This window comes from Psychrobacter sp. 2Y5, from assembly GCF_051847375.1.
Taxonomy (GTDB): Bacteria; Pseudomonadota; Gammaproteobacteria; order Pseudomonadales; family Moraxellaceae; genus Psychrobacter.
On the sequence record NZ_JBPYDA010000004.1, the window covers coordinates 173410 to 185411 of the forward strand.

Consider the following 12002-nt stretch of genomic DNA (forward strand, 5'->3'; position numbering starts at 1 on the left):
ACTTAAAGAGGATACGACCATGACACAGCCTAACCCAAATGATACTAAGCTTGAGCAACAGCGTTCAGAGTCAGCAGAAGCCGCACTGAAAAGCCAAACTGAAGATAACCATACTACAGATAGCGAAGCAGCTGCAGATCGTATCGCTGATAACTTAGAAGAAGCTAAGAAAGACAAATAGCTAAAACTTTAGTGTTAATAGTTTAAATACCAACACGATAACTGTGATTAGGGAGATAGCATGGATCAGTCAGAGAAAAATATGGACAAAGAAGAAAAAAGAATTGAAGAGTTAGCCAATGATATCAATCCGAAAGAAGACAAAAGTCCTGATAGCTTAGCTGAAGCGACAACTGCTCCTTTAGATAACGATGCTTTAGGCGGTACGGCTAAAGAAGATGATTTAAACAAAAAGTAAATTATCTGATGCCGTGTCATCACGCTATAAACGGTTCAAACTACTGCGAATAATTGCTGCTAGTTGAGCCGTTTTTTGTTATACTAGCGCCTAGTTTTAGTAAGGGTTGAATTGTAGTCTTCAGAACTACAGACTTATTAATATTTTAAGTTTATCACTGTTATAGTTTATGACCTTGGTATTGATTACTCCTTATTTGAAGCTCAAACACTAAGCATGCTTTTCAGTAGGGTAACTCTAGTAATGCAGGGTTATCCTGAATGATAAGTAAGCTATTTTATTTACCTTATAGTTTGATAACGGTTCAAATTCGTTGAACAAGTTATTTAGCTTTTAGCATTGCTGGAGAATACTATGCTAACAAATACCGATCGCGAACAAATTATCGCCCAATACCAACGCGGCGAAAACGATACTGGCTCCCCAGAAGTACAAGTTGCTCTATTGAGTGCCCGTATCAACGATCTGCAAGACCATTTCAAAGAGCATAAAGGCGATCATCACAGCCGCCGTGGTCTTATCCGTATGGTTAACACTCGCCGTAAACTACTTGATTACCTAAAAGGTAAAGATCTAGGTCGTTATTCTACTTTGATCAGCCAATTAGGTCTGCGTCGTTAATTTAACCTCTACCTATAAGGTATGTGAGGTTAATAAAGTAAGACTTGAGCAGTATAAAGCGGTGTGGAATAGTTTCACACCGCTTTTTTTATGGCTGCACCTATAGTTATCTAGTTATCGTTATTTTGCGGTTCAGTAAAGGTGGCAACAGAGATACTGTGAAAGATAAGAGATAACAAGTCACTAACATAAAGAGTGCTTAGCTTTGCAATTAATTGGTCAAGGGCCACAAATCTCTGTAAAATAGGCGATGGTATAAAAGTGCTACTAGAACTATTGATACTATTAATGTTATCAAGTTAGCGTTATCAAGTTTATAAAGAAGTAAAATATAATATATGGATTTTTATTCAGTGCCAGTACTTGCACAGTAATCACTATAGGCGCGGTGGAGCTTGTTTAGCTTATCGATAATCACTAGACGCCAAAGCATTTATTTAAAAGTTTTAACGAGCGATAAGCGCACTGTCTATACAGGCGACTATCCTTTTCGTCATTTAACATTAGGAAAAAACTTATATGTCAAATCAGTCAATGTTTAATACTATTACCCGTGAATTTCAGTACGGTGATCAGCAAGTCGTTATTGAGACCGGCCGCGTTGCCCGTCAGGCCAACTCCATCATGGTACATATGGGCGGCGTGACAGTGTTGGTCGCAGCGGTAGTGAAGTCTGAAGCTAAAGAAGGACAAAACTTCTTTCCACTAACCGTAAACTATCAAGAAAAAATGTACGCGGCAGGTAAAATTCCGGGCGCTTATGGCAAGCGCGAAGGTCGTGCAAGCGAAAATGAAACCTTAACCTCACGTCTTATTGACCGTCCGATTCGTCCGCTATTCCCTGAAGGCTATGTCAATGAAATCCAAATCACAGCGACTGTAGTTTCGTCAGACAAGACTCAGTCTGCCGATATCGCTGCCCTTATTGGCGCTTCAGCGGCGTTAGCTATCTCTGATGCGCCATTTAATGGCCCAGTTGCAGCGGCGCGTGTTGGCTTTATGAATGGCGAATATGTCCTAAACCCAACGCTTGAGCAGCTCAAAGAAAGTGATCTTGATCTAGTCGTTGCTGGTACTAAGTCTGCGGTATTGATGGTTGAGTCTGAGGCCGCTGAGCTATCAGAAGATCAGATGTTAGGTGCAGTACTCTACGGTCATGAACAGCAGCAAATTGTTATCGATAACATCATCTCGCTAGCTGAAGAAGTCGGTACAGCCAAGCAGCAGTATGAAGCGCCAAAACATGACGAAGCCTTAGAAAAAGGTATGAAAGAGCAGTTTGGCGCGCAAGTAGCGGACGCTTACAGCATCAAAGATAAACAAGATCGCTACACCAAACTTGACGAAATCAAAGACGCTGCCATCGAAGTGCTGGCCGGTGACACCGAAGCTGAAGACTACAGTAGTAAAGTTGCTGAGCTAAAAGACATCTATAACGACCTTAAATATCGCACTGTTCGCGATAATATCTTATCCGGTAAGCCGCGTATCGATGGTCGTGATCTTGAGACAGTTCGTGCCCTAGATGTGCAAGTTGGTGTGCTTCCTTATACACATGGTTCAGCGCTATTTACTCGCGGCGAGACGCAAGCTTTGGTTACCACAACTTTGGGTAACAGCCGTGATGTCAACATGATTGACTCATTAGCCGGTACGATCCGTGACCATTTCATGCTGCATTATAACTTCCCGCATTTTTCAGTGGGTGAGACGGGCCGCGAAGGTATTCCAAAACGCCGTGAGATCGGCCATGGTCGCCTAGCGCGCCGCGGTGTACAAGCGATGCTACCGGACAGTGAACGCTTCCCGTACGTCATCCGCGTGGTATCAGAGATTACTGAATCGAACGGCTCTTCTTCTATGGCTTCTGTTTGCGGTGCAAGCTTAGCGTTAATGGATGCCGGCGTACCGATCAAAGCACCGGTTGCTGGTATCGCTATGGGTCTGGTCAAAGAAGGCGAGCGCTTTGCCGTCTTATCTGACATCTTAGGTGATGAAGATCATCTTGGCGATATGGACTTTAAAGTCGCAGGCTCAAAAGACGGTATCACTGCGCTACAGATGGATATCAAAATCGAAGGGATTACCCCGGACATCATGGAGCAAGCGCTAAAACAAGCTCATGCTGGTCGTATCCATATCTTAGACGCGATGAATAAAGTATTGCCAGAGAGCCGTACTGAAATCAATGCTCATGCGCCTAACTATGCGGTCATCGAGATCAATCCTGACAAAATCCGTGATGTCATCGGTAAAGGTGGCGCGATGATTCGTCAGCTTACTGAAGAGACAGGTGCAGTCATCGATATCGATGATGCGGGTACAATTCGTATCTTTGGTGAGAACAAAGCGGCGACTAAAGCCGCTATCAGTAAAATCGAAGCGCTAACGGCTGAAGTTGAAGTCGGTAAAACTTATGAAGGTACGGTTGCTCGTATCGTAGACTTCGGTGCCTTTGTAAACGTTCTGCCAAACACCGATGGCCTAGTACATATCTCACAAATCGCAGAAGAGCGCGTTGAGAATGTCTCTGATTATCTATCCGAGGGTCAAACGGTTAAAGTGCTAGTGCAAGACGTCGATAACCGTGGTCGCATCAAGTTGACTATGAAAGGCGTTGAGCAGGATGCTGCTGCTGAATAAGTCATTTTAGTGATTTAACTGAGTACCAATATAAGAGCCGCTTTGAGTTGTTAATAGCACTTAAGGCGGTTTTTTTTATGCTGCTTATTTACGACATAAAATAATCAAATCAGCTGTGTGTTGCAAAATGGGCTACAAATGCTACAGTAGGTCTAGAGAGTTGTATTCTTGACATGAATAACGTTGACAAAGTCTTTCATTCTGCACACAGGAGTTTAGATATCAATGAGTAAAGATCAGCAGGCATCTATTCATATTCGTTGTGATGAAAAACTAGCAAACGAGTTTAAGCAAGCCGTTGAACAGAATGGCTACACAAAATCGTTAGTTTTACGCGAGCTGATGCAGGAGTATATTGACAATCCTAAAAGACTGAACTTGGCAAGCGAGCAAAACACGATGCAACAGATTATGAAAAAAGAGGAGATAGAAAAAATAGAGCCTCTAAAGGATATGACATCCGACGATTTATTGAAGCTGGCTATAAGAATGGCGCAAAAGCATATATAACTGAATGAACAGAAAATCGAAGCACATCAAAAAAATGACTCACTGTCTTTTTTAATAGTATTTACGATTTACTTGTTATCGTTAATATATTGTCATAATGTCCTAAAATTTTTTGAGATCGGCTGTTGTTCGCTGTTCAATTTTGCATGCCCGAATTAAATCATGATTTCTCCGACTTCTTATCCTCTATTTAGTTAAACTCTCCCCCACTTAATAACCCAATAAAAATACGGCTACCCTTTTATGATGCAACAGATTTTAGATGACATTGCCGCCCAAATGGCGTTAGAAACTGAGCGCGGAAAAGTGGCAGATTATATTCCGCAGCTCGCGTATGTCGATCCCAATCAGTTTGGTATTGCTGTCGCGACGCCTGATGGGCAAATCTATTCTGCAGGAGATGCTGATACGCTATTTTCGATTCAAAGTATCTCTAAAGTCTTTACTTTGACCTTAGCCCTTAGCAAGTTGGGGAGTGCGCTTTGGAATCACGTGGGTCGTGAGCCTTCTGGTGACCCTTTTAATTCTATTACCATACTCGAATATGAATCGGGTCGGCCACGCAATCCTTTTATTAATGCAGGCGCCATTGCCGTGGTGGATGCTATAACGATGGGACGCGAGCCCGAGGAGATCTTAGATGAGATACTGCAGTTTGTACATTTTATAGCAGGCGATGAATCGATCTATTTTGATTATAAAGTAGCGACGTCTGAGATCGACCACGAAGATAGAAATGCCGCATTAGCGCATTTTATGAAATCTTTTGGTCACTTACAGCACGATGTCGATAAAATTCTCAATACTTACTTTCATCAATGCTCGATTGCCATGAGCTGTGAGCAATTAGCCCGTGCTGGTCTGTTTTTGGTATCTAATGGTATTAATCAACCCACAGGGGCAAAGGTGATTAGTCCGCAGCAATCCAAGCGGATCAATTCACTAATGATGATGTGTGGTCACTATGATGGCTCTGGAGAGTTTGCCTATCAGGTGGGTCTGCCAGGCAAAAGCGGCGTCGGCGGTGGTATTTTAACGATAGCGCCGGGTAAAGGCGCAATCGCAGTATGGTCGCCCGGTCTAAATCCGGTAGGTAACTCGAAACTTGGGACAAAAGCATTAGAGCTACTGGTAGAGAAGACCGGCTGGTCTGTTTTTTCAAAATAGCAGTAATGGCTTAACGATTTTTAAGTGAGTTTTTAAGTGAATGTAATCAGGCTATAAACTCTTAAGGATTATCAGCGATAAATTTGACTATTAGCTCAGCTATACTCTCACCTTGATCCTCTTGTAAAAAATGACCGGCATTAGCAATTGTGGTGTGATTTTGATCTTTAGTACCCGGGATAAGTTTTTGCATCACTCGATCGCCGCCTGCGGTAATGGGGTCAGAGTCGCTGAATAGGGTAATAAAAGGTTTAGTCCATTGGCTCAGTGTCGTCCAAGCTGCGCGGTTATCCTCAGCAGCAGGATCATCAGGTGTGGTTGGCACTAGTACAGGGAACTGCCGAGCGCCTTCTTTATAGGTCTCATCAGGGAAGGGCGCATTGTAGGCCTCAATGACCGACTGGGGTAGCTCAGTAGTTGTACCGCTTTTGATGATACCGCCGATATGAAACTCAGGTGTGTCTTGCGAGAACTGCTGCCACTGACGAAAGCTCTCACCAGGGTCATGATCGCCGGTAGGGAGCATGGTATTGCCAGCCGCAACCCGGGCAAAGCGCTCAGGGTTATCTGCGACCAAACGTAGTCCGATTAGACCGCCCCAATCTTGACAAAACAGAGTTATATTCTGCAACTCTAGCTGATCCAGTAGCGATTGCATCCAGCCGACATGGCGCTGATAAGTGTAGTCTGTACGTGAGGCAGGCTTGTCTGAGCGCCCAAACCCCGGCAAGTCTGGCGCGATAACACGGTGCCCGGCTGCGGTCAGAGTCGGTATCATCTTACGATACAGATAGCACCATGATGGCTCACCATGCAACAGTAATATAGGGTCAGCGTCTTTATTGCCTTCATCTAAATAATGCACGCGCAGCTCGCCTCTGTCGCCATCATCAACCATCAGATAATTTTGCGCAAAGTCAAAGTCGGGTAAATTATCAAAATGTGAATCGGGCGTTCTGAGGGTTTTCATAGACAGTCCTTTTGTCAGTTGAATCACAATACTGTAAATTACGACGCTTTAAATCAAGATGCTTTAAGTCGTGACACTCGTCGCAGCTTAGCAAAAGTCTCGCTCGTCGCTTTAGTCCTTAAGCAGTAAACACTATTTTTTAGCACATTTTGATTTTTCTTTACAAGGTATTTTACAAAATACGCTATAAACGCAAGTGATTAGATGACGCTGCAAAAGAAGCTGTTTTATGAAAAGCATGTATTACAGCGCAACACTCTTTGGAACATGCACTGCAATACGTAACTTAGGGAGCGGCTCTAGGTGCTGAGTAATTAAGGGCAGGACCACTGAGTGCCAGTCCAAAGGAATCAGTGTCTTTTCTGTTGACAAGCTAGCACTATTGTTTTCATTCATATTAGCAGAATTATGAGAGAAGAAAGGACGTGCCAATAAAGCCGCTTTACGCACGCCTTGATAGCGAATCAGTGGCCTTAGCTGCTGTTGCAGGTCTATAAGGGCTGACGTGAGCCAGCGGGTGCGAGCAGGATGATAAGGGTGATTAGAGATGACTAAATTGACAATGTAACTCGGCTGATTACTATTGTGCGAGGCGCTAAGACCGGCGAGCTCACGTTGGCGTTTGTGCAGTAAGCAGCTGCCAACCATTAGGCTGCCATCACGGCACGCACGATGATAGCGCTGATAGTTATCAGGATAAAGGGTTTTGCAGCGCGTTAAGATGGGATCTAAAAGAATGCCAGCGCTGTTGACTGGCAAAATAAGGACTTGCGCGTTACCGTTCAGAATAGGCGTATGGGTTTGCTCGATAGTAGCCATGACGATCTTCTTATTCCTAATAGCTTTGGCAAGTAAACGCTCACTGACTAGATCATTACTGAGCCGCTTGCTCGGCTTCTAACTCAGCGATTTGTTGTTCGAGTAATTCGATTTGCTGCGCTTTCATCTGCGTTAAACTTTTAGTCATTTCTACTTGCTCAGTGTCTATATCTTCTTGCTCTTTTAGGCGCTGACGCTCATCCGCTAAGCGATCAATCTCTTCTTTCGCTAGCGTATCAGTCTTTGGTATAGGCGCATTAATAATAGCTTTCGAACTCGGTATTGCTACCTTTGATTTCTTATCAGTGGTAGAAGCTCTATCAGCGCTCAAATTTCCATCAATAGAGCCCTCAATAGCATTATCACCGCTAGTATCCGACTCGATAATAGTATCTTCTGTACTAGGCTCAGCAGACCGAGCAGCATCTTTTTGCTGGGCTACTGTAGGCGGCGCTACCATAGGAGTGACGGTAGTATCAGAAGAAGGTTGTGACCAAAATAGATAGCCAATTATGAGTATAGGCAAAAGTAATATTGCCACTAGCCATTTTTTATGACGCGGTTTTGCAGACTGGGATTTTTTAACCTTGCTAAAGGTAGAACGCGGTTTTTTGGAGGTCATACGCTTGTCGGTGGCTACTAATAAGTCAGTTGGCTATACTATAACAAAAATATAGCAAACTGAAAGTAAAAAGCCTATCTATTGATAGGCTTTAAGAGTAAAGACAGAACTATAAAAACACTTGTCTCTTTGCTCAAGGTTTAAACTTGACCGTACCGCTAGTCCCTGTCGGCATAGCATCGCGTGCTAGCTGATCTTCAAGATGATTTTTGGCACTTATTTCATCAGAATCAGGGCGACGCTCGCTATGATCGCACTGGGTACACTCAATATATTCATCCGCCTCAGGTACGAAGATGTTGACTTGTACGATAGCATCTAATGCCTGGCATTTAGGACAGCGCACACCTGCTAAAAATCGACGTTTAGGGCGTTCAGACTGATAACGCATTAGCTGGCCTCGTTTGTGATCGGCGTATCCATATTGTCAAAACCGCTATGGCGCAGTAGGGCATCGATACTAGCGCTGCGACCACGGAAGTTCTCAAAATTGGTCTTAGCAGGCAAGCTTCCTCCTACTGATAGTACGGTATCGCGAAACGCCTTGCCAGTATTGGGGTTGAAAATGCCTTCTTCTTCAAATTTACTAAAGGCATCGGCGGATAAGAGCTCGGCCCATTTATAGGAATAATAACCCGCCGCATAGCCGCCTGCGAAGATATGGCTAAAGCCATTGGCAAAACGGTTATAATCAGGCGTATCCATAATAGCGATATCGGCGCGTACCGCATTTAACGTGGCTAAAATACCTTCATAATCGGGAGCAGGCGTCTGCGCGTGAATGAGCAAGTCAAACAAGGCAAACTCGACTTGACGCAACGTTTGCATACCGCTTTGGAAGTTTTTGGCTGCGAGTAGGGCATCGAGTTTATCTTGCGGTAAAGGCTCGCCAGTCTCGACGTGACTGCTGATAAGTGCTATACCCTCAGAATCCCAAGCCCAGTTCTCCATAAACTGGCTCGGTAGCTCGACGGCGTCCCATTCCACGCCGTTGACGCCGGCCACATCGCCGACGCTCACTTGTGTCAGTAGATGGTGCAGACCATGACCGAACTCATGAAACAGAGTCAATACTTCGTCATGAGTGAGTAAGCTAGGTTTGCCGGCGAGAGCTGGAGTAAAGTTACCGACCATAAAGCAAACGGGAAGCTGCTCATAACTCTCATCATTATAGCGATAGCGCGCTTGGAAACCGCTCATCCAAGCGCCGCCGCGCTTACCACTACGCGCAAATAAATCAAAGTAAAACCCACCAATCAAGCTGTCATCGCTATCGAACAGCTGATAGAAGCGCACGTCATTGTGCCAAAGCGAAGCGGACTCAGTAGTTTTATTATTGGCCTGATTTTGCTCAATAACCCTGATGCCATAAAGCCGCTTAACTATCGCAAATAATCCCTCAATGACTCTTGGTAAAGGAAAATAAGGGCGTATGGCTTCTTGCGATAGATTAAATTTATTTTGCCTTACTTTTTCGGCGATATAGGCGTTATCCCAGGGCTGCAAGTCCGTAATACCATAATCTTTAGCGCATGCTTGTAACTGTGCTAAATCTTGCTGTGCAACCGGCGTAGCCTTAGCGGCTAAGTTTCGTAAAAACGTCTCGACCTCGAGTACGTTATCCGCCATCTTAGTAGATAAGGACACTTCGGCATAGTTATCAAAGCCAAGCAGAGCCGCTTTTTGTTCCCGCAGCTGTAGGATCTCGCTCATGATATCGGCGTTGTTTAGCGACTCGCCTTTCGCATTGGTATGAGTATCAAACTCTGAGGCGCGCGTGACGTAAGCGTGATAAAGCGTCTCGCGTAGCTGACGATCATCAGCGTGTGTCATCACGGCTAAATAGACAGGAATATTGAGCGTCGCCACATAATAAGGCGTTGGCAAAGCATCGATCTCAGCTTGCGTCAGCTTATCGCTGGCCAGTTCGCGAGCTTTATACTGCTCGCCTGCATCAGCTAGTAGATCTAGGCCGCTATCCGTCAAGCCCGCCAATTGCTCAGATTGCAAAGGCAAAGCGTAAGCTTGGGTCGCATCCAAAATGTGATCGGAGAAAGTCGCGGACAAAGTCGATAGCTTGCTTTGAATAGCGGCAAACTGCTCCTGCTGCGCTTTAGGCAGCGCCACTCCTGAAAGCTCAAATCTTTGTAGCGCCAAAGCAATCGCCCGCGTGCGAGCAGGCTCAAGCTGAGAGTAGAGCTCTGCATCATTAATGATAGCTTGGTAGCGTTCAAAAAGCGGCTTGTGTTGTCCGACACGAGTACCATAAGCCGATAGCAGCGGTAGCAACCCATGATGCACATGGCGAATGTCGTCATCACTCATCACGCTATTTAGATGCGACAACACACCCCAACTACGATCTAATGCTAGGTTAATGTGATCGAACTGCATGACGTCGCTAAGCGCCTGTTCAGCACTTATCGGCGTAAAATCCTTATCTTGAAAGGCGCTAAGCTGATCCAAAAACGCATTGGCTGCATCGATAGCTGCTGTGACTTTTTGTTGCAAGTGATTAGGCGTCGCCGAAGGAAAATCAACAAGGCGCAAATGAGGAGCTAGGGCAGTCATAGGAATATCCAAAGTAAAGATTAAAGAATGTATAAGATAAAAGATGGGTATGTTTGACTTAGAATGCAAGCCGCAATCTTTTATAGCTATGAGAAATGAGAGCTAGTCTTTTTTTACTTATTGCACTATTGCAGTGATGACAGAGAGCTTAGGGTTCGCATTGGCCATCGCTTGATTACAAAGCCTTATCATTTGCTTGCAAAGCAACCATATAGCTTATAGAGTGAAATTGCTAGCATCATAGTATTCCTAATGAGAATTCCTAATACCAGTCACTTTATAAGTAACTATCTTGTAATGACTAGTAGCAATAAATGGAATAATTAGGAGGATTAACGAGTTATGAGTTTTCAATGTTACCACCACAATTACTAGAAAATAGAACTATTAAAAGACCAACGATAATAAAATAAGGAGCATGATTTATGAAAGCGACGCTTAAGAGTTTACGCGAAACCAAAGCTAACCCAGCGGTAAGCATTTTTGTCAAAACGCACCGTGAGCATCCTGCAAATGAACAAGATCCTATTGCCCTAAAAAATCAGCTAAAAGTCGCCGAAGATCGTCTCAATAAAGAATATGATAAACAGACTGCGACAACGATTTTAGAAGGTATTTATGCCAAAACCAATGAGCTAAACCATAACTATAATCTAGATACTTTAGCTATTTTTGCAAGTACTGATGATGTGCAGGTTATGCGTATGCCTCTTGACACGACAGAGCGTGTGGTCATCTCCGATAGCTTTGCCACGCGCGATTTAGTCCGTGATATGGCAAGCGCGGTACATTTCTATACAGTGGTTATTACTCGTGATATGGCGCGTTTGATTGAAGCGTCTAATGATCGAGTAGTAGCAGAATTTCATCCCGATGATGATAAGCAAAATAACATGGAAAACATTCCTTTTCCAATAGAGAATAATGGCCTGTATACCACTGGTGATGGCGGTTCTGATCGCTCATCAAATAACGAGAGTAGCTATCTCAAAGAGTTTTTTAATCAAGTTGATAAAAGCGTACAAGAGCTATGGGGCGAGCATAAAATGCCGCTAGTGATCGTCGGCGATGCAAAAAACATTGGATATTATAAAGAAGTCTGTGATCGTCCTGACAATATCATCGCCACAGTGTCTAATGTGACGCATCTAGATGATGGTAGCGCTCAGCACATTGTCGATAGCGTCCAAGAAGCGGTTGAAGAATATCGTAGCTCTTTACATCAAGAAGCTATGGGCGAGATTGACAAAGCGCGCGGCGCAGAGATGTTACGCACCGACTTACAAGAAGTGTATCGCGGCGCATTCCAAGGAGCTGGCGAGACATTATATGTGCGTCGTTGGTATATTCAACCGGCTAAGATTGACGAAAAAGCGCAATCTTTAACCATCGCTGAAGACGCTTCTGCAGAAGGTGTTACAGATGATGCAATTGGCGTTATTATCGAACACGTTATGCATAATGGCGGCGATGTTATCTTTTTACCGGAAGAGATTATGGGTGAAGATCAGCCGATTGCTCTGGTTACTCGCTACTAATGAGCGGTTATTAAGTCACGATTTGTTATTAGATTATGACTGTAAAGCATAAAGAGATCTTAACAGGGCATTGGTTCGCTACGGATCAATGCTTTTTTATCTTAACTGTATGGTTAAATGATG

General features: G+C 44.1%; 12 protein-coding genes. 7 read left to right on the plus strand and 5 right to left on the minus strand.

Features of this window, described 5'->3' with window-relative positions:
* Nucleotides 1-19: 19 nt before the first annotated feature.
* The 6 genes from ACS8E3_RS05875 (at nt 20) to ACS8E3_RS05900 (ending at nt 5359) form a co-directional block, all read left to right on the plus strand.
* On the plus strand, nt 20-181 hold the full coding sequence (locus ACS8E3_RS05875; RefSeq protein ID WP_439242208.1) for a hypothetical protein: 162 nt from the start codon (nt 20-22) through the stop codon (nt 179-181).
* A 60-nt stretch (nt 182-241) separates the two neighbouring features.
* Nucleotides 242-418, plus strand: a complete 177-nt coding sequence (locus ACS8E3_RS05880; RefSeq protein ID WP_439242210.1) for a hypothetical protein — start codon at nt 242-244, stop codon at nt 416-418.
* 354 nt (nt 419-772) lie between these two features.
* On the plus strand, nt 773-1039 hold the full coding sequence (rpsO, locus tag ACS8E3_RS05885; RefSeq protein ID WP_439242212.1) for a 30S ribosomal protein S15: 267 nt from the start codon (nt 773-775) through the stop codon (nt 1037-1039).
* 534 nt (nt 1040-1573) lie between these two features.
* The gene (pnp, locus tag ACS8E3_RS05890; RefSeq protein ID WP_439242406.1) at nt 1574-3682 is read left to right on the plus strand and encodes a polyribonucleotide nucleotidyltransferase; all 2109 of its coding nucleotides are present in this window, start codon (nt 1574-1576) and stop codon (nt 3680-3682) included.
* Between the two features lie 225 nt (nt 3683-3907).
* Nucleotides 3908-4192: a type II toxin-antitoxin system RelB/DinJ family antitoxin gene (locus tag ACS8E3_RS05895; protein WP_439242214.1), complete on the plus strand. Its 285-nt coding sequence runs from the start codon at nt 3908-3910 to the stop codon at nt 4190-4192.
* A gap of 243 nt (nt 4193-4435) precedes the next feature.
* The gene (locus ACS8E3_RS05900; protein ID WP_439242216.1) at nt 4436-5359 is read left to right on the plus strand and encodes a glutaminase; all 924 of its coding nucleotides are present in this window, start codon (nt 4436-4438) and stop codon (nt 5357-5359) included.
* A 61-nt stretch (nt 5360-5420) separates the two neighbouring features.
* Here the strand turns inward: ACS8E3_RS05900 and ACS8E3_RS05905 are convergent, their stop codons facing one another.
* From ACS8E3_RS05905 to ACS8E3_RS05925, 5 genes are all read right to left on the minus strand, one after another.
* Nucleotides 5421-6329: a haloalkane dehalogenase gene (locus tag ACS8E3_RS05905; RefSeq protein ID WP_439242218.1), complete on the minus strand. Its 909-nt coding sequence runs from the start codon at nt 6327-6329 to the stop codon at nt 5421-5423.
* 243 nt (nt 6330-6572) lie between these two features.
* The gene (locus ACS8E3_RS05910; protein ID WP_439242220.1) at nt 6573-7148 is read right to left on the minus strand and encodes a macro domain-containing protein; all 576 of its coding nucleotides are present in this window, start codon (nt 7146-7148) and stop codon (nt 6573-6575) included.
* Nucleotides 7149-7203: 55 nt separating this feature from the next.
* Complete coding sequence (locus ACS8E3_RS05915) at nt 7204-7770, minus strand: hypothetical protein (protein ID WP_439242222.1); 567 nt, start codon at nt 7768-7770, stop codon at nt 7204-7206.
* A 133-nt stretch (nt 7771-7903) separates the two neighbouring features.
* The gene (locus ACS8E3_RS05920; RefSeq protein WP_439242224.1) at nt 7904-8161 is read right to left on the minus strand and encodes a YheV family putative metal-binding protein; all 258 of its coding nucleotides are present in this window, start codon (nt 8159-8161) and stop codon (nt 7904-7906) included.
* Nucleotides 8161-10341 carry a M3 family metallopeptidase gene (locus ACS8E3_RS05925; protein WP_439242226.1) on the minus strand — a complete coding sequence of 727 codons (2181 nt, stop codon included), beginning with the start codon at nt 10339-10341 and terminating at the stop codon, nt 8161-8163. The genes ACS8E3_RS05920 and ACS8E3_RS05925 overlap by 1 nt, the downstream gene beginning before the upstream one ends.
* 425 nt (nt 10342-10766) lie before the next feature.
* Here ACS8E3_RS05925 and ACS8E3_RS05930 point away from each other — a divergent pair, with 425 nt between their 5' ends.
* A complete protein-coding gene (locus ACS8E3_RS05930) occupies nt 10767-11879 on the plus strand; it encodes an AOC03_06830 family ribosome hibernation factor (protein ID WP_439242228.1) in 1113 nt (370 codons plus the stop codon).
* Nucleotides 11880-12002: the final 123 nt, after the last annotated feature.